Genomic DNA, 22,041 nt, shown 5'->3' with positions numbered 1-22,041 from the left:
CGCCCTCCCGCCGCCTCGCGCCGACTCCCGGCCGCGCGGGGCGGCTCCGTGGCCGGATCCGCTCAGCTCATCCGCAGTGCCAGGAAGAAGTCGAGCTTGTCCTCCAGCCGCGAGAGGTCACGCCCCGTCAACTGCTCGATTCGCCCGACCCGGTACCGCAGGGTGTTGACGTGGAGGTGCAGCCGCGTCGCGCACCGCGTCCACGAGCCGTCGCAGTCCAGGAACGCCTCCAGCGTCGGGATGAGCTCCGCGCGGTGGCGGCGGTCGTAGTCCCGCAGCGGGTCCAGCAGGCGGGCCGTGAAGGCGCGGCGCACGTCGTCCGGGACGAACGGCAGCAGCAGGACGTGCGAGGCCAGCTCGTGGTGGCCCGCGGCGCAGACCCGGCCCGGGCGGGCCGCGGCGACCCGGCGGGCGTGCCGGGCCTCCTCCAGCGCCCCGCGCAGCCCCTCGGCGGAGTGCACGGCGGCGCTGACGCCCAGGGTGAGCCGGCCGTCGTCGGCCAGGCCCGCCTGCAGGGGCTCCCGTACGACGGAGAGCAGCTCGTCGGCGTGCAGGGCGCGGTCCGGGCCCTTCTCCTCGCCGGGCTCCGCGGAGAGCGCGGGCAGCGGTACGAGCGCGATGGCCTCGTCGCCCGCGTGCGCCACGGCGATCCGGTCCGAGGGCTCGGGCCCCGAGACGGACTGGTCGACCAGGATCTCCTCCAGCAGCGACTGGGCCACCGGGCCGCCGGGGATGTCCCCGCCGTCCCAGTCGACCCGCGCCACGACGACCTGCCAGTGCGGGGCGCTGCCCAGCCCGGGCAGCAGCACCGGCGCCGCGACCCGCAGGCGGGCGGCGATCTCGGCGGGCGGGGCACCCGTCTGGACCAGCTCCAGCACCTCCTGGGCGAGGCGGCGGCGCACCGTGCGGGCGGCATCGCGCCGGTCCCGCTCGACGGCGATCAGCTGGGTCACGCCCTGGAGCAGGTCGAGCCGCTCGGCGGGCCAGTCCCCGGCGTCCGCCTCGACGGCGAGCAGCCAGTCCGACAGCACGCTCTCGCGCACGTCACGGGCCCCGGGAGCGCCCGGGCCGCGGCCCGCTCCCCTGATCGGGAAGAGGGAGTAGGTAATACCCTGGATGGAGATCCGGTGCGGGCCCCTGCGCCCGGTGCGGACCGCCGCCAGGTGTTCTCCGGCCAGGGCCGCGCAGACGCCCGGGGCCAGGGGTTCGCCCGCTCCGGCGATCTGCCGGCCCGTGGGGGACAGCACCCAGGCGCGCAGATCGAGGTCGGTGGTGAGCAGATCGAGCACCACATCGGGTCCACCGCCCGCCGGGCCGGACGTCATCAGGCGGCGGTGCCGGTCGACCACGGCCGCGAGATCGCCGGCGCGCTCTCCGGAGACCTGCCGCACCACGTACTCCGTGATCGTGGCGAATGCAACGTCTTCGTTCACGGCGAACAGCGGCAGCCGGTTGCGCCGACAGGCTGAAACGAGATCGTCGGGGATGTCCCCGAGCTCCGCCTCGCCGGCCGCGAGGCCCGCGACGCCCGCGCTCGCGAGGATTCGTACGAACGGCTCGGAGTCGGCCGAATTTCTTCGCCAGGCCAGGCCGGTGAGGACGAGTTCGCCCCCGGTGAGGTATCGGCTGGGATCCCGTAGGTCGGTCGTCATGACGCCGCGGACCGTCCGGTCGAGTTCGTCCTCGCCGCCCAGCAGCCGCAGCCCCAGCGCCTCGGTTTCCAGCAGTGCGCGCAGCCGCATGGTGTCGCCGCCGATCTGTCTCGAATGTTGCCGTTGGAAATCGGGCAGGTCGTTGCATCCTGCCTTTCATACGAATCTACAAGACGAGGGAGGCCGCCAGCCAACTCCTTCATGGTTTCGGTGACTGCACCCGAAGGACGCACGGCTTGTGTACTGACTCCACACCGCGTTAACAGCACGTGAACGACCAGTCGAGGGCCCGAGGGCCTCCTGGCTTGAAGTGAACGACACGATGAAGAAGAAGAGAGCCGCACATGGACTTCCTTCGCCCCGCCAGCTGGGAGGAGGCGCTCGCCGCTAAGGCCGAGTACCCCACAGCTGTGCCGATTGCGGGTGGCACCGACATCATGGTCGAGATCAACTTCGACCACCGTCGGCCGGAGTACCTCCTGGACCTGAACCGCATCGGTCTGCTGCGGGAGTGGGAGGTCGGCGAGGACGTGGTCCGGCTGGGCGCCTCCGTTCCGTACACGCAGATCATGGAGAACCTCCGGACGGAGCTCCCGGGGCTCGCGCTCGCCTCGCACACGGTCGCGTCCCCCCAGATCCGCAACCGCGGCGGCGTCGGCGGCAACCTCGGTTGTGCCTCGCCGGCCGGCGACTCCCACCCCGCGCTGCTCGCGGCGGGTGCCGAGGTCGAGGTGGAGTCCGTACGCGGCTCCCGCCTGATCCCGATCGACGAGTTCTACACCGGTGTGAAGCGCAACGCGCTCGCCGCCGACGAGCTCATCAAGACCGTCCACGTGAAGAAGGCGGACGGTCCCCAGCAGTACTCCAAGGTCGGCTCCCGCAACGCGATGGTCATCGCCGTCTGCGCGTTCGGTCTGGCGCTGCACCCCGAGACCCGCACGGTCCGTACCGGCATCGGATCGGCCGCGCCGACCCCGATCCGTGCGAAGGCCGCCGAGGAGTTCCTGAACGCCGCGCTCGAAGAGGGCGGTTTCTGGGAGTCACGCAAGGTCATCACCCCGTCGATCGCCAAGCAGTTCGGTGACCTCGCCACCGGCGCGGCCAACCCGATCGACGACGTCCGCGGCACGGCGAAGTACCGCCGTCACGCGGTCGGCATCATGGCTCGCCGCCAGCTCGTCTGGACCTGGGAGCAGTACCGCGGAACCGGCCACGGCCGCTCGCTCGAAGGGGCTGCGTAATCATGCGCGTCAATTTCACCGTCAACGGCCGTCAGCAGGAAGCGGACGACGTCTGGGAGGGCGAGTCCCTCCTCTACGTGCTCCGCGAGCGCCTGGGCCTGCCGGGCTCGAAGAACGCCTGTGAGCAGGGCGAGTGCGGTTCCTGCACCGTCCGTCTCGACGGCGTGCCGGTCTGTTCCTGTCTGGTGGCAGCCGGACAGGTCGAGGGCCGCGACGTCGTGACCGTCGAGGGCCTGGCGGAGTTCGCCAAGCAGCGCGAGGAGCACGGCCACGGCGGTGCCTGCGGCACCGGTGGCGGCTGCGGCTCCCAGGGCGGCGTCACCCTCGACGCGGCCAAGCAGTGGCAGGCCAAGCCAGCCGACTCCCAGACCGGCGAGGGCGTGGAGCTCTCCAACATCCAGCAGGCGTTCATCGACGCCGGCGCCGTGCAGTGCGGCTTCTGCACCCCCGGTCTGCTGGTGCAGGCCGACGCGCTGCTCGAACAGAACAGCTCCCCGTCCGACCAGGACATCCGTGAGGCCCTGTCCGGCAACCTCTGCCGCTGCACGGGCTACGAGAAGATCCTCGACGCGGTCCGCCTGGCGGCCGCACGTCAGGGAGAGGCGGTCTGACCATGGCTCAGAACACCCGCACGGTACCGGCCGGCACGCCGACCAACGTCACCCAGAAGCACAACAAGGGCGGCATCGGCGAGTCCACGCTCCGCCCCGACGGCACCCTCAAGGTCACCGGCGAGTTCGCGTACTCCTCGGACATGTGGCACGAGGACATGCTCTGGGGCCAGACCCTGCGCAGCACGGTCGCCCACGCCGAGATCGCCTCGATCGACATCTCCGAGGCCCTCGCGATGCCGGGCGTCTACTCGGTGCTCACGTACGACGACCTGCCGGCCGAGATGAAGAACTACGGCCTGGAGATCCAGGACACCCCGGTCCTCGCCAACGGCCGGGTGCGCCACCACGGTGAGCCGGTCGCCCTCGTGGCCGCCGATCACCCGGAGACCGCCCGCCGCGCGGCCGCCAAGATCAAGATCGACTACCGCGAGCTGCCGGTCGTCACGGACGAGGCCTCCGCCCTCGCCGCGGACGCCCCGCTGATCCACCCGGGCCGCGACGACCACCACTCCGGTCACGTCCCGCACCCGAACATCGTGCACCGCCAGCCGATCATCCGCGGCAACGTGGAGGAGGCCCGCAAGCGCGCCGACGTCATCGTCGAGGGCGAGTACACCTTCGGCATGCAGGACCAGGCCTTCCTCGGCCCGGAGTCCGGCCTCGCCGTGCCCTCCGAGGACGGCGGTGTCGACCTCTACGTCGCCACCCAGTGGCTGCACTCGGACCTCAAGCAGATCGCCCCCGTCCTCGGTCTCCCCGAGGAGAAGGTCCGCATGACGCTCTCGGGCGTCGGCGGTGCCTTCGGCGGCCGCGAGGACATCTCGATGCAGATCCACGCCTGCCTCCTGGCGCTGGCCACGAACAAGCCGGTCAAGATCGTCTACAACCGGTTCGAGTCCTTCTTCGGCCACGTGCACCGCCACCCGGCGAAGCTGTACTACGAGCACGGCGCCACCAAGGACGGCAAGCTCACGCACATGAAGTGCAAGATCGTCCTGGACGGCGGCGCGTACGCGTCCGCTTCCCCGGCGGTCGTGGGCAACGCCTCCTCGCTGTCGGTCGGCCCGTACGTCCTCGAGGACGTCGACATCGAGGCGATCGCGCTCTACACGAACAACCCGCCCTGCGGCGCGATGCGCGGCTTCGGCGCCGTCCAGGCCTGCTTCGCGTACGAGGCCCAGATGGACAAGCTCGCGGCGAAGCTGGGCATGGACCCGGTCGAGTTCCGCCAGCTGAACGCCATGGAGATGGGCACGATCATGCCCACCGGCCAGGTCGTGGACTCCCCGGCGCCCGTCGCGGAGCTGCTGCGCCGGGTCAAGGCCCGCCCGCTGCCGCCCGAGCGCCAGTGGGAGACCGCCGGCGAGGGCGCGGACGTCCGCGCACTGCCGGGCGGCCTCTCCAACACCACCCACGGCGAGGGCGTCGTGCGCGGCGTCGGCTACGCGGTCGGCATCAAGAACGTCGGCTTCTCCGAGGGCTTCGACGACTACTCCACCGCCCGCGTGCGCCTGGAGGTCATCAACGGCGAGGCCGTCGCGATGGTCCACACGGCCATGGCGGAGGTCGGCCAGGGCGGTGTCACCGTCCACGCGCAGATCGCCCGTACCGAGCTGGGCGTCACGCAGGTGACCATCCACCCGGCCGACACGCAGGTCGGCTCCGCCGGTTCCACGTCCGCCTCGCGGCAGACGTACATGACCGGTGGCGCCGTGAAGAACACCTGCGAGGCCGTACGTGAGGCCGTCCTGGAGATCGGCCGCCGCAAGAACGGGTCCTACCACCCCGCGTGGGCGACCGCCGAGCTGCTCCTCGAAGGCGGCAAGATCGTCACCGACGGCGGAGAGGTCCTCGCGGACATCGCCGACATCCTCGAGGGAGAGGACGCGATCGACCTGGAGCTGGAGTTCCGGCACCGGCCGACCGTCGCCTTCGACCTGAAGACCGGCCAGGGCGACGGCCACGTCCAGTACACCTTCGCCGCCCACCGTGCGGTGGTCGAGGTGGACACCGAGCTCGGCCTGGTGAAGGTCGTCGAGCTGGCGACCGCGCAGGACGTCGGCAAGGCCCTGAACATGCTCTCCGTGGTCGGCCAGATCCAGGGTGGCACCACCCAGGGCCTGGGCGTCGCGATCATGGAGGAGATCATCGTGGACCCGAAGACCGCGAAGGTGCGCAACCCCTCCTTCACGGACTACCTGATCCCGACCATCCTCGACACCCCGACCATCCCGGTCGACGTCCTGGAGCTCGCCGACCCGAACGCGCCGTACGGCCTTCGCGGCATGGGCGAGGCCCCCACCCTGTCGTCCACCCCGGCCGTGATCGCGGCGATCCGGGCGGCGACCGGTCTGGAGATCAACAAGACGCCGATCCGTCCGGAAGCCCTCACCGGCACCCTCTAGGACGGCGTGGTCCGGGGGCCGCGAGGCCCCCGGATCCCCACAGACTCTCCGGGCGGTGTGACACCGGGAACGTCACACTTCCTGTCCACCGCCCGGAGCCAGAAGTCCGGAGTACGAAAAACCGCACCGCTCGCGGTCGTTCCACCGGCAGTACCCCCACCGAAACACCCGGTGGCCCCGGCACCCCGGAGCCGTCACCAGCACCACACCAGTACCGCAGAACCCCCGCAGTACCCGCAGTACACGCAGTGCATTTCGCGTCGCCTCGGGCCGTCACCCCGGGTCGTGCAGCCAAACGGAGTTTCCCAAATCCCGCGTCTCCAATCTTCATGCGGGTGCCCCTTTGAACCTTGGGAGTTAGGCACCATGACCCAGTCGTCTGTGGAGCCCAAGACCAGCGCGGAAGAGGCCGGCGACGGCTCTCGCACCCCCGCCGGGCGTTCTTGGCTCGACCGGTACTTTCACATCACGCACAGAGGTTCCAACGTCGGCAATGAGATTCGTGGCGGAGTCACGACCTTCATGGCCATGGCGTACATCCTCCTGCTCAACCCGCTGATCCTCTCCGGCAAGGACGTCGCCGGAGACACCATGAGCCAGAAGGCTCTCATCACCGCCACGGCCTTCGCCGCGGCCCTGACCACGCTCCTCATGGGCTTCGTCGGCAAGGTCCCGCTGGCCCTGGCCGCCGGACTGTCGGTCTCCGGCGTGCTCTCCTCGCAGGTCGCACCCCAGATGACCTGGCCGCAGGCCATGGGCATGTGCGTGATGTACGGCGTCGTGATCTGTCTCCTGGTCGTCACCGGCCTCCGAGAGATGATCATGAACGCGATCCCCCTCGCGCTCAAGCACGCCATCACCATGGGCATCGGCATGTTCGTCGCCCTGATCGGCCTCGTGAAGGCCGGGTTCGTCGGCAACGGCGGGGAGTTCGCCCCTCCGGTCCAGCTCGGCCCGGTCGGCCAGCTCGCCGGCTGGCCCGTGCTGATCTTCTGCATCACCCTGCTCGCCATCTTCATGCTGCAGGCCCGCAAGGTCCCCGGCGCGATCCTGATCGGCATCATCGGCGGCACCGTGATCGCCGCGATCGTCAACGCCGTCGCCGACGTCGACCCGAAGGCCTGGAAGAACGGTGCGCCGACCCTGGACGGGTCCGCCATCTCGATGCCGGACTTCTCGCTCTTCGGCCAGGTCTCCTTCGGCGGCTGGGGCGACGTCGGCGCCATGACGATCGGCATGATCGTCTTCACCCTGGTGCTCGCCGGCTTCTTCGACGCGATGGCCACCATCATCGGCGTCGGCACCGAGGCCAAGCTGGCCGACGACAAGGGCCGCATGCCGGGCCTGTCGAAGGCCCTGTTCATCGACGGCGCCGGCGGTGCCATCGGCGGCCTGACCGGCGGTTCCGGCCAGACCGTGTTCGTCGAGTCCGCCACCGGCGTCGGCGAGGGTGCCCGTACGGGCCTCGCCTCGGTCGTCACCGGCCTCTTCTTCGCGGCCTGCCTCTTCTTCACCCCCATCACGCAGATCGTCCCGGGTGAGGTCGCCTCCGCGGCCCTGGTCGTCATCGGCGCGATGATGATGCAGAACGCCCGCCACGTGGACTGGGCCGACAGCGCGACCGCCATCCCGGTCTTCCTGACCGTGGCGCTCATGCCCTTCACGTACTCGATCACCGCGGGTGTCGCCGCCGGCGTGATCTCGTACGTGGCGATCAAGATCGCCCAGGGCAAGGCCCGTGAGATCGGTGCCTTCATGTGGGCGCTGACCGTGATCTTCGTGATCTTCTTCGCGGAGCACCCCATCGAGGCATGGCTCGGGGTGAAGTAAGGCGGCGCCGGTGATCCGGCCCTGACCCTCCACGCATCCGATACTGGTAACCGAACCCCTCCGAGGAGGCCCCCATGCTGGACATCGCCGAAGAACTGAACCGGTGGGTCGAGCAGGGACGTGACTTCGCCGTCGCCACCGTGGTGGCGGTCGGCGGGAGTGCGCCCCGCCAGCCCGGAGCCGCGCTCGCCGTCGACAGCGAGGGCACGGCCATCGGATCGGTCTCCGGCGGATGCGTGGAGGGCGCGGTGTACGAGCTGTGCCAGCAGGCGCTCGAAGACGGCGAGACCGTCCGGGAGCGCTTCGGGTACAGCGACGACGATGCCTTCGCCGTGGGTCTGACCTGCGGCGGGATCATCGACATCCTCATCACCCCGGTGCCCGTGGGATCCCCCGCCCGGGAGGTGTTCGCGTCCGCCCTGGCCGCGGCCTCCCGCGGGGAGGCGGCGGCGGTCGCCCGGATCGCCGAAGGGCCGGCCGAGCTCCTGGGACGTGCCGTGCTCGTCCGGGGCGAGGGCGGCTTCGAGGGCGGATTCGGGGGACACCCCGAGCTGGACCGCGCCATCGCCGAGGAGGCCCGCGCCATGCTCGACGCCGGCCGGACCGGCGTGCTGGAGATCGGCGCCGACGGCCGGCTCTGCGGAGAGCCGCTGAAGGTGCTCGTCGAGTCCAGCGTCCCGCCGCCGCGGATGATCGTCTTCGGCGCGATCGACTTCGCGTCCGCCCTGGTGCGGATCGGCAAGTTCCTCGGCTACCACGTCACCCTGTGTGACGCCCGGCCCGTGTTCGCGACGAAGAACCGTTTCCCCGAAGCGGACGAGATCATCGTCGAATGGCCGCACCGCTACCTGGAGGCCCAGTCCTCGGCGGGCGCGGTGGACGGCCGGACCGTCCTGTGCGTGCTCACCCACGATGCCAAGTTCGACGTCCCGCTCCTCGAACTGGCCCTGAAGCTGCCCGTCGCCTACGTCGGCGCCATGGGTTCCCGCCGCACCCACGAGGACCGCAACAAGCGGCTCCGGGACGTCGGCGTGACCGAGCTGGAGCTCGCCCGGCTGCGTTCCCCGATCGGCCTGGACCTCGGCGCCCGCTCCCCGGAGGAGACCGCGCTGTCCATCGCCGCCGAGATCGTCGCCAACCGCCGCGGCGGCTCGGGCGCGGCGCTCACGGGGGCGCACATACCGATCCACCCGGACACTTCGACGACGGTGATCGGCCGGATCGGCTCGGTCGCCTGAAGGGCGGCGCCGTAAGGGCGCCGGGGGAGAACTCAGGGCGCGACCCCGCGGGGGTTGCGCCCTTTCGCCGTCCCGCCTATTTTACCGGCCGGTAACAGCGCCTTCCTTTAACGGAGTTGAGCGGATGTCCCGGACCGCACGCACCCCCCGCACCCTCGCCCGTACGCTCCTCGCCGGCTCCGTGCTGGCCGCTGCCGCGCTCGTGGCCGGGCCCGCGGCTGCCGACGGCCCCGGTGTCCGCGAGGTGCTCTTCGTCGGGAACAACTGGGAGGGCACCGCCGATGTGCTCGCCTCCACCGGCGACCTCGCCAAGATCGGCCGGCTCGACATGATCCCCGACAAGGAGGAGCGGCTCCGGGAGATCTACCTCAACCCGATCAAGCTCGCCTTCTTCCTCGGCATCCGGGGCGGCGCGGGCGAGGGCCACGACCAGTTCGTCGACGACATGTACACCACCCCCGACGGCTCCGCCGTGGTCGCCTCCCGCCCCAGCTTCGCCGACGTCGTCTCGATCGACGTGCGCACGGGCCGGATCAACTGGCGCTTCCCCGTCGCCGGCTTCCGCTCCGACCACATGGCCGTCTCCCCGGACGGCACCCGGGTCGCGGTCTCCGCCTCCACCGCCAACACCGTGCACGTCCTCGACATCGCCACCGGGCGGCAGCTCGGCTCCTTCCCGACCGGCGACAAACCCCACGAGAACACCTTCAGCCGCGACGGCCGCCACCTGTGGAACAGCTCCATCGGGGACGTGACCTCCGCGCTCGACGCGCCCTGGCTGGACTGGACGAAGGGCGACCGGAAGATCACCGTCGTCGACGCGCAGACCTTCCGCACGGTCCGTGTGATCGACATGCGCGCCCGGCTCGACGCCTTCGGCCGTTCGGACCTCTCCGACGCCGTCCGGCCGATGTCCTTCAGCCCCGACGAGTCGAAGCTCTACTTCCAGGTGTCCTTCTTCAACGGGGTCGTCGAGTACGACGTGGCCTCCGACCGGATCACCCGGATCAAGGAGCTGCCCCGCAACCCCGCCACCAACCCGGACCGCACCACCTGGGTCAACGACTCGCGCCACCACGGCATGTCCATGAGCCCGGACGGGACGAAGCTCTGCGTCGCGGGCACCATGGACGACTACGCCACCGTCGTGGACCGCGCCTCCCTCGCCGAGGGGCCGCTGGTGCCCGCGAACAAGCCGTACTGGGCCACCGTCGACGGGGACGGAACGGCCTGCGTGATCTCCGAGAGCGGCGCGGACCAGGTCACCGCCATCGACTTCGCGACCGGCGCCAAGCGGGTGTCCGTCCCGGTCGGAGACCACCCGCAGCGCGTGCGCCTCGGCCACGTCCCCACGGGCTGGTCGGGCCCGCGCTAGGGCGTGTCCACAAAGTCCCGCCTGCCCCGCGACGCCCGGCACGCGCTCTCGGCGCACCGGGCGAAATCCCGAGTACGTCCAGTACAAGGGCTTCCGCCCGGCACACCGAGAGCACGCACCGGACGCCGCGGGACCGCCCTCCGGGCGGACGGCGCCACTTTGCGGACACCCCCTAGGGAGTGTCGTCAGAGTCCCGCCCGCCCCACCGCGCCCGGACACCCCTTGCGGTGCCTACCGGCCACCCCGGCCCTTATGGGGTGACCGGTCCGCGATGACCGATTAGTCTCCGGATCATGGTGGACATCCGTGAGGTACCCGAAGCCGACATCGACCGCGCTCTGGAGCTCGCGTACCTGGTCTTCCACGACCGCCCCGACGAGGCGGGCCGCGAACGCCACCACGCCCTCCTGCGCCACTGCGCGCGCCTCGGCGCCTACGACGGGGACGCACTGGTCGGGTTCATGGCCGCGCACGGGTTCCGGCTCTCGGTGCCCGGGGCGGACCTGCCCTGCCCCGGGCTCACCTTCGTCAGCGTCGCCCCCACCCACCGCCGCCGTGGCGTGCTCACCGCGCTGATGGACGAGCAGCTGCGGCGCACGGGCGCCGCGGGCAGCCCGATCGCCGCCCTGTGGGCCTCCGAATCCGCCATCTACGGCCGCTTCGGCTACGGTTCGGCCACCCAGGGCGCCACCATCGAGATCGACTCCACGCGCCCGCTGGCCCTGCGCATCGAGCCGGACCCGCGCCCGCTGCGGCTGGTCGACCCGCAGGACGCGCTCGCGGTGATCGGGCCGTACCACGAGGCCGCCCGCGCCGGGCGGGCCGGCCGCCCGACCCGCGACGCGCAGCGCTGGAGCGAGTCCTGGCTCTGCGAACAGGACGAGGAGGACGAGGAGCTGGGCCCGCCCCGGATCATCGTCCTCGGCGATCCCGGCGAGCCGATCGCGGGGTACGTGCTTTACCGCACGAAGCACGAGGGCGACGGCGGCCCCGCCCGCAGTCCCGGTCTGGTCCGCGTGGACGAACTGGAGGCGGACACCCCGGCGGTGGCCGCCGCCCTGTGGGACTGCGTGGCCGGCCTCGACCTGACCGGCAGGGTCTGCGCGTGGGGCCGGCCGCAGGACGACCCGCTGCTGCGGTTCGCCGCCGACCGGGACCAGGTCCGGGTCACCGCCCAGTTCCCGGCGCTCTGGCTGCGCCTGGTCGACGTACGGGCGGCGCTGACCCGGCGGTCCTGGGCCGCGCCGGTGGAGGTGGTGCTGGAACTGGCCGACGTACGGCTGCCGGCGAACGCGGGGCGGTTCCGGCTGAAGGCGGGGCCGGGCGGGGCGACGTACGAGCCCGCCGTGGCCCCCGCCGACCTGGAGCTGGAGGTGCGCGACCTCGCGGCCTGCTACCTGGGCGGGACGCGGATCGCCGAACTGGTCGCCGCGGGACTCGTGGCGGAGCGGACCAAGGGAGCGGCGGCGGCCCTCGACGCGGCCCTGCACACCCCGCTGCTGCCGCACACGGCGGACGAGTTCTGAGGCGTAGGGGGCCGCGCGGGGGCGGCGGCGGGCGGGGACGGCCGCGGACGAGCGGGGGCGGGCGAGCGGACCGCCCCCGCCGCCGGCTCCGCGGGATCAGGCGGGCAGGGAGATCCGGGCCGCCGCCATGCCGAACGAGGAGCTCTGGCCGAGCCGCGCCCCCCGGACGCCTCCGGCGGTCCTCGGATACAGGTCCTCGTCGCGGTAACGGCGCACGCTCTGGTGCCAGTTGAGGACGGCCGCCATCCAGTCCTCCAACTCCTTCACGTACGCGTCGAGCGAGGCCCGTGCCCGCGCGTCGAGCCCGTGGTCCTCGTACAGCACCGGCAGCTGGTGGTCGCGGATGTGCTCGAACTCCTCGGTGCGCTGCACCATCAGGTCGGCGACGATCGCGAACGCCTGCGAATAGCCGATGTCGAAGAAGTTCTGGGTGACGAGGACGTGGTTGTGCACCTCGCCCTCGACCTCGATCTCCTTCTGGTACGAGAACAGGTCGTTGGTGATGCACCCGACGTCCGCCGCCGCGCTCTCCAGCGAGCGCATCACCCCGTCCCGGTAGACCTCCGGCGGCACGCCGTCGTCCTCATGGCCGAGTTTGGCCAGGAACATCGTCATGTACGTGCCGAAGGTGAAACGGCGCATCTCGGCGTAGTCGACCGGGTCCGGAATCCGGTTCGCGACGGTGTTGCCGATCTCCCAGACCCAGCTGTCCAGCATCCCGACGAGGTGCCCGCGGAACTCCGCGCGCATCGCGGGGCTCATCCCGGCGACGGTCCGGGCCCACAGGTCCTTCAGGCTCCGCTCCATCGCGGTGACCGGCTCCGGGGCCTTGGCCGGATCGACCGGGATCATGGAGATCAGCCGGTCGGTCGCCACCCGTGCGGCTCCCGGGGATTTCGCCCCGCCGAACACCTTGGGGTAGTAGTCGTCCGCGTACGTGCCCCAGGTCAGCCACTGCGCGCTCAGGCACAGCGCCCCGGCGGTGGCGTCGGGGTCGATGCCCGCCGCGCACAGGGCGAAGTCCATGCCGGCCAGCTTGTCCTCGTCCCAGATGTCGGAGCCCGGATCGCCGGGCTGCGGCTCCAGCATGCCCATCTCCCGGGCCCAGAGCACCAGTTCGCGGCGGGCCAGGTCCAGGTGCGGGCTGAGCGTCAGCGGGAACGGCATGTGGAAGTCGGGCAGCAGCGAAGGGCCCACCTTCCGGAACGGCACGTGCGTGAAGCTGCGCCGGCGCAGCTCCACGGAGCGGGGGGTGAACAGCGAGCGCAGGTCGAGGGCGGCGGTGCCCGGTCCGGTGGGCAGGAACGGCAGGCGGAGCGGGGCCGCGGCCGCCCCCTTGGCCTCCTTGTTCATGTAGCGGCTGGAGACCATGTGCCATTCGTGGCCGCCGGACTGCCAGTCCTGCAGGCCCTTCGCGTACGCGAGTACGGACGCCATCTCGACGGGGTCGAGCCCGTGCTGCGCGGCGAGCGCGGGGACCTCGGCGAGGGCCGTGTACTCGAACTGCTGGAGCCGGGAGGTCAGCAGGTCGTTCGACAGGTCGGCGGCCTCCTGGGTGGTGCAGCCCAGGAAGGTCTCCAGGACCAGGACGGCGTTGGAGAGTTCGCCCTCCTGCTCCACCTCGCGCTGGTAGGAGAAGAGGTCGTTGCGGATGTGCACCGCGTCGGAGAAGGCGTCGCGGAGCACCTCGAGCGGGCGCGCGTGCGCGACGCGGGCCGGCACCTCGGCGGACACGTACTCGACCAGTCCGGCGGACCACGGGGCGCCGCCGACCTTGCGGCGCATCTCGATGTATTCGAGCGGGTTGGCCACCCGGCCGATGTTGATGTTGTGGAGCTCCCACATCGACTCGTTGAGGAGGTTGCGCGTCGACTCGGAGAACCGTTCCCTCCAGTCCATCGACATCGCCGGCACGGTCCGCGACCACAGGTCCTTGAGGCCCGCCTCGACCGGGTTCGCCGGCTCGGGGAACCCGTCGGCGAGATCCATCGGCATGAAGGCGGCCAGCCCGTCGAGGTACTTCTTGGCGCCCTCGCGGTCCTGGGTGCGCTTGTAGACCTCCAGGAAGTGGTCATCGAAGAAGAAGACCCACACGTACCAGTCGGTGACCAGGTCGAGCGCGTCGCCGCCGCAGTCGGGGTGGGTGTACGAGCACAGCAGCGCGTAGTCGTGGGCGTCGAGGTCCCGCTCGTCCCAGACGCCCGACCCCTCCAGCATCCCGAAGCCGCGGGCCCACCGCTTGGTGTGCGCTCGGGCGGCCTCCAGATGGGGATTCAGGCGCGCCGGATACGGCACATAGAAATCCGGCAGTTGAAACGGCTGTGTCACGGCGGGCTGGACCTTTCGTCCGGGGGCGCGGAGGGCCCCCTTGCCTGCGGCCCCCCGCACGAGATCAGCACCCGCCTACCCCTGCCGGCCCCGGGATAAGGAACACTTCACCGCATCAGGTGACGTGAGAGCCGTTCCGCGGCGGCGGGGGCGCGCGGGGGATAGGCCCCGCGCCCCGGAGCTCCGGTCGGGGGGAGACGGTGTGACCGTGAAGCGCGGCAGGCCGTCCGGCTGCGTCCGGAAGGGCGCCGAGCGGGACGGACGGGTCCACCTCGGCATGTACTGCCAGAGCTGAGCGCGACGCACGGCGCCCGGCCCACCGAGGCGGTGTGCCGGGCGCCGTTCCGTGTGCCGGGGGCGGCTACTCCGCCTCGGCCTCCAGGTTGCCTTCCGTGTCCAGGTAGACCTGGCGGAGGGATTCGAGGATCTGGGGGTCCGGCTTCTCCCACATGCCGCGGGACTCGGCTTCCAGGAGGCGTTCCGCGATGCCGTGCAGGGCCCAGGGGTTGGCCTCCTCCAGGAAGGCGCGGTTGGTCGGGTCCAGGACGTACGTCTCCGTCAGCTTGTCGTACATCCAGTCCGCCACCACGCCCGTCGTGGCGTCGTAACCGAAGAGGTAGTCCACCGTCGCCGCGAGTTCGAAGGCGCCCTTGTAGCCGTGGCGGCGCATCGCCTCGATCCACTTCGGGTTCACCACACGGGCGCGGAAGACGCGGGACGTCTCCTCCACCAGGGTGCGGGTCTTGACCGTCTCCGGGCGGGTCGAGTCGCCGATGTACGCCTCCGGGGCCGTGCCCCGCAGGGCGCGGACCGTGGCCACCATGCCGCCGTGGTACTGGAAGTAGTCGTCCGAGTCGGCGATGTCGTGCTCGCGGGTGTCCGTGTTCTTCGCGGCCACCGTGATCCGCTTGTACGCCGTCTCCATCTCGGCGCGGGCCGGGCGGCCCTCCAGGCCGCGGCCGTACGCGTAGCCGCCCCAGACCGTGTAGACCTCCGCGAGGTCGGCGTCCGTACGCCAGTCGCGGGAGTCGATCAGCTGGAGGATTCCGGCGCCGTACGTGCCCGGGCGCGAGCCGAAGATACGGGTCGTGGCCCGGCGCTCGTCGCCGTGCTCGGCCAGGTCCGCCTGCGCGTGGGCACGGACGAAGTTCCGGTCGGCGGGCTCGTCCAGGGACGCCGCCAGCCGTACCGCGTCGTCCAGCAGGCCGATGACGTGCGGGAACGCGTCCCGGAAGAAGCCCGAGATGCGCAGGGTCACATCGATGCGGGGACGGCCCAGCTCGTCGAGCGGGATCGCCTCCAGCCCCGTGACGCGGCGCGAGGCCTCGTCCCAGACCGGGCGGACGCCCAGCAGGGCGAGCGCTTCCGCCACGTCGTCGCCCGAGGTGCGCATCGCGCTCGTGCCCCACAGGGACAGGCCGACCGAGGCCGGCCACTCGCCGTTGTCCGTGCGGTAGCGGGTGAGGAGGGAGTCGGCCAGCGCCTGGCCCGTCTCCCACGCGAGGCGGGAGGGGACGGCCTTCGGGTCGACCGAGTAGAAGTTCCGGCCCGTGGGCAGGACGTTCACCAGGCCGCGCAGCGGGGAACCGGACGGGCCCGCCGGGACGAAGCGCCCGTCCAGGGCCGCCACCACGTTCGCGATCTCGTCCGTCGTGCCGGCCAGCCGCGGGACCACCTCGCGGGCGGCGAAGTCCAGTACGGCCACCACGTCGGCCGAGTGGCCGGCCGCGACCGAAGCCACCGCCCCCGGAGCCCAGTCCGCGTCCTCCATCGCCTGGACCAGCGCGCGGGCCGCCTCCTCCGCCTCGTCGGCGGTCGTACGGGTGGCCGCGGACTCGTCCAGGCCGAGCGCCTCGCGCAGACCGGGCAGGGCCGTCGTACCGCCCCAGATCTGGCGGGCGCGCAGGATCGCGAGGACCAGGTTGACCCGGGCCTCACCGGTCGGGGCGCCGCCCAGGACGTGCAGGCCGTCGCGGATCTGGGCGTCCTTGACCTCGCACAGCCAGCCGTCGACGTGCAGCAGGAAGTCGTCGAAGCCCTCGTCGTCCGGGCGCTCCTCCAGACCCAGGTCGTGGTGGAGCTTGGCGGCCTGGATCAGCGTCCAGATCTGCGCGCGGATCGCCGGCAGCTTGGCCGGGTCCATCGCCGAGATCTGCGCGTACTCGTCGAGGTGCTGCTCCAGGCGGGCGATGTCGCCGTACGACTCCGCGCGCGCCATCGGCGGCACCAGGTGGTCGACCAGGGTGGCGTGCACGCGCCGCTTGGCCTGCGTGCCCTCGCCCGGGTCGTTGACCAGGAACGGGTAGATCAGCGGCAGGTCGCCGAGCGCGGCATCGGGCGCGCAGGCCGCCGACAGGCCGGCGTTCTTGCCCGGCAGCCACTCCAGGTTGCCGTGCTTGCCCAGGTGGATCATCGCGTCGGCGCCGAAACCGCCGTCCTCCGCCCGCGCCTGGATCCAGCGGTACGCGGCCAGGTAGTGGTGCGAGGGCGGCAGGTCCGGGTCGTGGTAGATCGCGATCGGGTTCTCGCCGAAGCCGCGCGGCGGCTGGATCAGGACGAGCAGGTTCCCGCGGCGCAGCGCCGCGAGGACGATGTCGCCCTCCGGGTTGGCCGAGCGGTCCACGAACATGTTGCCCGGGGCCTCGCCCCAGTGCTCCTCCACGCTGTCGCGCAGCTCGGCGGGGAGCTCGGCGAACCACCGCTTGTAGTCGGCGGCCGGGATGCGGACCGGGTTGCGGGCCAGCTGCTCCTCGGTCAGCCAGTCCTGGTCGTGGCCGCCGGCCTCGATCAGGGCGCGGATCAGCTCGTCGCCGTCGCCCGAGACCAGGCCCGGGACGTCCTCGACGGGGCCGAAGTCGTATCCGCCCGCGATGAGGGTGCGCAGCAGCTCCACGGCGCTGGCCGGGGTGTCCAGGCCGACCGCGTTGCCGATGCGGGAGTGCTTGGTGGGGTACGCCGAGAGGACGAGCGCGACCTTCTTGTCGCGGCGCTCGATGTGCCGCAGCCGGGCGTGCCGGACGGCGATGCCGGCCACGCGGGCGGCGCGCTCGGGGTCGGCCACGTACGCGGGCAGGCCGTCCTCGTCGAGCTCCTTGAAGGAGAACGGGACGGTGATCAGGCGGCCGTCGAACTCGGGCACGGCGACCTGCGTCGCGGCGTCGAGCGGGGAGAGGCCCTCGTCGTTCTCCTCCCAGGCGCTGCGCGAGCCGGTCAGGCACAGGGCCTGCAGGATCGGCACGCCGAGCCCGGCGAGCGCGCCCGCGTCCCAGGACTCGTCGTCGCCGCCGGCCGAGGCCGTCGCGGGCTTGGTGCCGCCGGCCGCGAGCACCGTGGTGACGATCGCGTCCGCCGACTCCAGCCGCGCGATGAGCTCCGGCTCGGGCGCGCGCAGGGAGGACACGTACAGCGGGACGGGCGTCCCGCCGGCCTCCACGATCGCGTCGCACAGCGCGTGCACGAAGGCGGTGTTGCCGCTCATCTGGTGGGCGCGGTAGTACAGCACCGCGATGCGCGGGCCGTACGGGCGCACCGGGGTGCGCTCCAGCGGGCCCCAGGTGGGCGCCGCGGCCGGCGGCTCGAAGCCGTGTCCGGTGAGCAGCACGGTGTCGGAGAGGAAGCGCGCCAGCTGGTCCAGGTTGGCGGGGCCGCCGTGGGCGAGGTAGCCGTGCGCCTCGGCCGCGATGCCGATCGGGACCGTCGAGGCCTCCATCAGCTGGGCGTCCGGGGCCTGTTCGCCGGTGAGGACGACCACCGGGCGGGTCTGGTCCGGCGCCAGGAGCAGGTCGAGCCCGTCCTGCCAGGCGCGCAGGCCGCCCAGGAGGCGTACGACGACCAGGTCGACGCCGTCGAGCAGGGCGGGGAGGTCGTCGAGGGGAAGGCGGGAGGGGTTCGCGAACCGGTACGGCACGGGGCCGTCCGCGGCGCGGGCGCTGAGCAGATCGGTGTCGGACGTCGACAGCAGCAGGATCATGCGGCGGCATGCCTTCCTCGGGGTTTCCGCGCCCCGGGCAGTGAGGACAGCGGGAGTTCCTGACTCACCCGGCGGATCGCTCCGCGGGGTTCACAGTGGCGGGACCGCGCCGGATTCGCACCGGGCTTCCTCCCAGCGGGCCACGTGGCTCCGCCGGTGGTCATCTTAGGTGGCCTTCTCGCGGGCCGGGAGTGGGGGTGGCCGCGCCCGGGGAGCGGATCGGGGCAGGTCGGGCGGAGGGCGGGGCGCACGGGGCGGGTGGTGACGGACACAGGCCGGGGCAGGTCAATCGTGGGTATGCTCGCCGCCATGCCGCCCCAGCCCCCTTCCGCCGCACCGCGGGACGAACCGGTCATACGTGACCGCGGTGACGCCTGCCCCGGTGCGCTGCGGCTGCACGCGGCGGACGACGGGTACCTGGCCCGGATCCGGATACCCGGCGGAATGCTCGACGCGGACGCGGCCCTGCTGCTGGCCGACGCGGCGGACCGGCTCGGCGACGGCCGCATCGACCTCACCTCGCGGGGCAACGCGCAGCTGCGCGGGCTCGGCGCGAGCTGCGGGGGCGAGCTGCAGGGCGTGCTCGTACGCGCCGGGCTGCTGCCCGCACCCACCCACGAGCGGGTCCGCAACATCGTCGCCTCGCCGCTGACCGGCCTGGACCGGAGCGGTCTGCCCGATGTGGCGCCGTGGGTCGCGGAGCTGGACCGGCTGCTGTGCGCGAGCGGGGCGGCGGCCGGGCTGTCCGGACGCTTCCTGTTCGCCCTCGACGACGGACGCGGGGACGTCACCTCGCTCGACGCCGACGTGAACCTGGCAGCGGTCCGGGGCGGGGAGCGGGCCCTGCTGTGGACCGCAGATCCCGCGGACGCCCTGCTCGTGGCCGCCGCCGACGGGCCGCGGGCCGCGCTCGTCGCCGCCTCGTACTTCCTGGACGCCGTCCGCCGGGCCGGTACCCGGGCCTGGCGGGTGTCCGAGCTGCCCGCCGAACAGGCGCTGCGTTCCGCCGGGTTGGGGGTCCTTCTGGCCGCCGCCGGGATCCCGGCCACCGTTGTACGGGGCTCCGCCGTCCCGCGCGCGGCGGCACCCGAACCGGGCGTGGTGGAGGGTCCCGAGGGCACCGCGGCGCTCAGCGTGTTCGCGCCGCTGGGCCGCCTGACCACCGCGCAGTGGCGCCGCCTGGCCGGCCTCACGGGCCGCGTCCGGCTGACTCCTTGGCGCGGGATCGTCGTTCCCGGCCTGCCCGCCCGCGCCGCCGAGGACGCCCTCGCCGGGCTCGCCGGGGCCGGGCTCGTGACCGGCCCCGACGATCCCTGGCGGTCCGTCACCGCCTGTACGGGACGGCCGGGTTGTGCGAAATCCCGCGCGGACGTGCGCGCCGACGCGCGCGCCGTCGTGGCGCAGGCACAGCCGCGGCAGCCGCCCCCGCAGGGCACCCGGCTGCTGCCCGTGCACTGGTCCGGCTGCGAACGCCGGTGCGGGCACCCCCGCGGCACCGCCTGGGCGGACGTGGTCGCCACCGCCGACGGGTACGACCTGTCCGCCACCGGCCACGCCCCGCTCCGCGGTGTCCCGGCCTCCGAACTTCCCGCGGCCCTCGCGGCCGTACGCCGCACCACCTCCCACGACGCAGCGAAGAAATGAGCGAGTACACAGTGTTCGAGTACGAGAAGGACGGCGCGGCGATCTACCGCCAGTCCTTTGCCACGATCCGCGCCGAGGCGGACCTCTCCGGGCTGCCCGCCTCCGTCGCCCAGGTCGCGGTGCGCATGATCCACGCCTGCGGAATGACCGACCTGCCCCAGGACCTCGGCTACACCCCGGACGTCGTGCTCCGCGCGCGGGCCGCGCTGCACGCCGGCGCGCCGATCCTCTGCGACGTGCAGATGGTCGCCAGCGGCGTCACCCGCAAGCGGCTGCCCGCGGACAACGAGGTGATCTGCACCCTCTCCGACCCCGCCGTCCCGGCCCTCGCCGCCAAGATGGGCACCACGCGCAGCGCCGCCGCCCTCGAAGTCTGGCGCGACCGCGGACTGCTGGAGGGTTCCGTGATCGCCGTCGGCAACGCGCCGACCGCGCTGTTCCGGCTGCTGGAGATGATCGAGGAGGGCGCCCCGCGCCCCGCGGCCGTCATCGGCGTCCCGGTCGGCTTCATCGGCGCCGCCGAGTCCAAGGACGCGCTCGCCGCCCACGCCTCCGGGCTCGACCACCTGATCGTGCGCGGCCGGCGCGGCGGCAGCGCCATCGCGGCCGCCGCCGTCAACGCGATCGCGAGCGAGGAAGAATGAGCACCGCAGCCGGTACCGGAAAGCTGTACGGCGTCGGGCTCGGCCCCGGCGACCCCTCCCTGATGACCCTGCGGGCCGTCGAGATCATCGCCGAGGCCGATGTCGTCGCGTACCACAGCGCCCGCCACGGCCGCTCGATCGCCCGCTCGATCGCCGCGAAGCACCTGCGCGCCGACCACGTCGAGGAGCCGCTGGTCTACCCGGTCACCACCGAGACCACCGACCACCCCGGCGGCTACCAGGGTGCGATGGAGGAGTTCTACGAGGCCTCCGCCGCCCGGCTCGCCGCGCACCTCGACGCCGGCCGGACCGTGGCCGTCCTCGCCGAGGGCGACCCGCTCTTCTACGGCTCGTACATGCACATGCACAAGCGGCTCGCCGACCGGTACGAGGCCGAGGTGATCCCCGGTGTGACCTCGGTGAGCGCCGCCGCGGCCCGCCTCGGCACCCCGCTCGTCGAGGGCGAGGAGGTGCTGACGATCCTGCCCGGCACCCTGCCCGAGGAGGAGCTCACCGCCCGCCTCGCCGCCACCGACTCCGCGGTCGTGATGAAGCTCGGCCGCACCTTCCCCGCCGTACGCCGGGCGATGGAGGCCAGCGGCCGCCTCGCGGAGGCCCGGTACGTGGAGCGCGCCACGATGGCGGGGGAGCGGACCGGAGTCCTCGCCGACACCGACCCCGACAGCGTTCCGTACTTCGCGGTCGCGGTCGTGCCCAGCCGCATCGGCAACCCGGGCAGCGTGCCGTCCGGCCCCGGCGAGGTCGTGGTCGTCGGCACCGGACCGGCCGGGCCGCTCTGGCTCACCCCCGAGACGCGGCGGGCGCTGGCCGACGCCGAGGTGCTCGTCGGGTACACCACCTACCTGGACCGGGTCCCCGCGAAGCCGGGGCAGATCCGGCACGGCTCCGACAACAAGGTGGAGTCGGAGCGCGCCGAGTTCGCGCTCGACCTGGCCCGCCGCGGCAAGCGGGTGGCCGTGGTCTCCGGCGGCGACCCGGGCGTCTTCGCCATGGCCACCGCCGTCCTGGAGGTCGCCGGGCAGCCCGAGTACAAGGACGTGCCCGTACGGGTCCTGCCGGGGGTGACCGCCGCCAACGCGGCGGCCGCCGCTGCCGGGGCCCCGCTCGGCCACGACTACGCCACCATCTCCCTCTCGGACCGGCTCAAGCCGTGGGAGGTCATCGCGGAGCGGCTGCGCGCCGCCGCCGCGGCCGATCTGGTGCTCGCCCTGTACAACCCGGGTTCGCGCAGCCGGACCTGGCAGGTGGCCCGGGCCAAGGAGCTGCTGCTGGAGCTGCGTCCGGAGCGGACCCCGGTGGTCGTCGCGCGGGACGTGGGCGGTCCGGAGCAGTCGGTCCGCGTCCTCGCGCTCGGTGAACTGGAGCCGTCCGAGGTGGACATGCGCACGATCCTGCTGATCGGCTCCTCGCAGACCCAGGTCACGGAGCGCCCGGACGGCACCCGCGTGACGTGGACCCCGCGCCGCTACCCCGAGGCCTGACCGGCGGTACGCACAGGCCGCCGCCCGGGGGCGCGACGAAGCGCCCGCGGGCGGCGGCCGGCCGCCCGCGGC

At 72.5% G+C, this 22,041-nt stretch carries 13 protein-coding genes and 1 riboswitch; of the genes, 10 read left to right on the top strand and 3 right to left on the bottom strand.

Translation table 11 applies throughout. From position 1 onward, the window contains the following. Positions 1–62: 62 nt before the first annotated feature. Positions 63–1,742, bottom strand: coding sequence for a PucR family transcriptional regulator ligand-binding domain-containing protein (locus ACFY1T_RS21655; protein WP_030858073.1), 1,680 nt, complete (start codon positions 1,740–1,742; stop codon positions 63–65). Between the two features lie 254 nt (positions 1,743–1,996). Between ACFY1T_RS21655 and ACFY1T_RS21650 the strand changes: the two genes are divergently transcribed. From ACFY1T_RS21650 to ACFY1T_RS21620, 7 genes are all read left to right on the top strand, one after another. Then, entirely contained in the window at positions 1,997–2,893 is an 897-nt protein-coding gene (locus tag ACFY1T_RS21650) for a xanthine dehydrogenase family protein subunit M (RefSeq protein WP_030858075.1), read from the top strand. Between the two features lie 2 nt (positions 2,894–2,895). After that, on the top strand, positions 2,896–3,504 hold the full coding sequence (locus ACFY1T_RS21645) for a (2Fe-2S)-binding protein (RefSeq protein ID WP_390789567.1): 609 nt from the start codon (positions 2,896–2,898) through the stop codon (positions 3,502–3,504). Between the two features lie 2 nt (positions 3,505–3,506). Continuing rightward, positions 3,507–5,912 (top strand): xanthine dehydrogenase subunit D, encoded by a 2,406-nt coding sequence (gene pucD / locus ACFY1T_RS21640; RefSeq protein ID WP_390789566.1) that lies wholly within the window; start codon positions 3,507–3,509, stop codon positions 5,910–5,912. A gap of 366 nt (positions 5,913–6,278) precedes the next feature. Beyond that, complete coding sequence (locus tag ACFY1T_RS21635; protein ID WP_030858081.1) at positions 6,279–7,742, top strand: NCS2 family permease; 1,464 nt, start codon at positions 6,279–6,281, stop codon at positions 7,740–7,742. A gap of 74 nt (positions 7,743–7,816) precedes the next feature. Then, positions 7,817–8,980, top strand: coding sequence for an XdhC family protein (locus ACFY1T_RS21630; RefSeq protein ID WP_390789565.1), 1,164 nt, complete (start codon positions 7,817–7,819; stop codon positions 8,978–8,980). 124 nt (positions 8,981–9,104) lie between these two features. Further along, positions 9,105–10,355: a YncE family protein gene (locus ACFY1T_RS21625; RefSeq protein ID WP_390789564.1), complete on the top strand. Its 1,251-nt coding sequence runs from the start codon at positions 9,105–9,107 to the stop codon at positions 10,353–10,355. A 293-nt stretch (positions 10,356–10,648) separates the two neighbouring features. Further along, positions 10,649–11,881, top strand: coding sequence for a GNAT family N-acetyltransferase (locus tag ACFY1T_RS21620; RefSeq protein ID WP_390789563.1), 1,233 nt, complete (start codon positions 10,649–10,651; stop codon positions 11,879–11,881). Positions 11,882–11,977: 96 nt separating this feature from the next. Here ACFY1T_RS21620 and ACFY1T_RS21615 read toward each other — a convergent pair whose 3' ends face one another. Next, a complete protein-coding gene (locus ACFY1T_RS21615; protein ID WP_390789562.1) occupies positions 11,978–14,209 on the bottom strand; it encodes a germacradienol/geosmin synthase in 2,232 nt (743 codons plus the stop codon). 361 nt (positions 14,210–14,570) lie between these two features. Further along, positions 14,571–18,179 carry a cobaltochelatase subunit CobN gene (gene cobN, locus ACFY1T_RS21610; protein WP_390789561.1) on the bottom strand — a complete coding sequence of 1,203 codons (3,609 nt, stop codon included), beginning with the start codon at positions 18,177–18,179 and terminating at the stop codon, positions 14,571–14,573. Positions 18,180–18,211: 32 nt separating this feature from the next. Next, positions 18,212–18,350, bottom strand: a riboswitch (cobalamin riboswitch). 138 nt (positions 18,351–18,488) lie between these two features. Here cobN and cobG point away from each other — a divergent pair. The 3 genes from cobG to ACFY1T_RS21595 are packed head-to-tail and all read left to right on the top strand — an operon-like array spanning position 18,489 to position 21,969. Next, positions 18,489–19,823, top strand: coding sequence for a precorrin-3B synthase (gene cobG / locus ACFY1T_RS21605; protein ID WP_390789560.1), 1,335 nt, complete (start codon positions 18,489–18,491; stop codon positions 19,821–19,823). Then, positions 19,820–20,467 carry a precorrin-8X methylmutase gene (locus ACFY1T_RS21600; RefSeq protein WP_229335895.1) on the top strand — a complete coding sequence of 216 codons (648 nt, stop codon included), beginning with the start codon at positions 19,820–19,822 and terminating at the stop codon, positions 20,465–20,467. Before cobG ends, ACFY1T_RS21600 begins: the two co-directional genes overlap by 4 nt. After that, positions 20,464–21,969, top strand: coding sequence for a precorrin-2 C(20)-methyltransferase (locus ACFY1T_RS21595; protein ID WP_390789559.1), 1,506 nt, complete (start codon positions 20,464–20,466; stop codon positions 21,967–21,969). The genes ACFY1T_RS21600 and ACFY1T_RS21595 overlap by 4 nt, the downstream gene beginning before the upstream one ends. Positions 21,970–22,041 lie beyond the last annotated feature (72 nt).

The organism is Streptomyces sp. NPDC001194, assembly GCF_042896985.1.
GTDB lineage: Bacteria > Actinomycetota > Actinomycetes > Streptomycetales > Streptomycetaceae > Streptomyces.
Note: the sequence above shows the minus strand (reverse complement) of the source record. Positions and strands in the feature narration are given on the sequence as shown.

Excerpts from the sequence above, each read along its gene's own strand:
- pucD (WP_390789566.1), top strand. The coding sequence starts at position 3,507 with ATGGCTCAGAACACCCGCACGGTACCGGCCGGCACGCCGACCAACGTC.
- ACFY1T_RS21595 (WP_390789559.1), top strand. The coding sequence starts at position 20,464 with ATGAGCACCGCAGCCGGTACCGGAAAGCTGTACGGCGTCGGGCTCGGC.
- ACFY1T_RS21655 (WP_030858073.1), bottom strand. The coding sequence starts at position 1,742 with ATGCGGCTGCGCGCACTGCTGGAAACCGAGGCGCTGGGGCTGCGGCTG.
- ACFY1T_RS21650 (WP_030858075.1), top strand. The coding sequence starts at position 1,997 with ATGGACTTCCTTCGCCCCGCCAGCTGGGAGGAGGCGCTCGCCGCTAAG.
- ACFY1T_RS21620 (WP_390789563.1), top strand. The coding sequence starts at position 10,649 with ATGGTGGACATCCGTGAGGTACCCGAAGCCGACATCGACCGCGCTCTG.
- ACFY1T_RS21645 (WP_390789567.1), top strand. The coding sequence starts at position 2,896 with ATGCGCGTCAATTTCACCGTCAACGGCCGTCAGCAGGAAGCGGACGAC.
- cobN (WP_390789561.1), bottom strand. The coding sequence starts at position 18,179 with ATGATCCTGCTGCTGTCGACGTCCGACACCGATCTGCTCAGCGCCCGC.
- ACFY1T_RS21630 (WP_390789565.1), top strand. The coding sequence starts at position 7,817 with ATGCTGGACATCGCCGAAGAACTGAACCGGTGGGTCGAGCAGGGACGT.
- ACFY1T_RS21625 (WP_390789564.1), top strand. The coding sequence starts at position 9,105 with ATGTCCCGGACCGCACGCACCCCCCGCACCCTCGCCCGTACGCTCCTC.
- cobG (WP_390789560.1), top strand. The coding sequence starts at position 18,489 with ATGCCGCCCCAGCCCCCTTCCGCCGCACCGCGGGACGAACCGGTCATA.
- ACFY1T_RS21600 (WP_229335895.1), top strand. The coding sequence starts at position 19,820 with ATGAGCGAGTACACAGTGTTCGAGTACGAGAAGGACGGCGCGGCGATC.
- ACFY1T_RS21635 (WP_030858081.1), top strand. The coding sequence starts at position 6,279 with ATGACCCAGTCGTCTGTGGAGCCCAAGACCAGCGCGGAAGAGGCCGGC.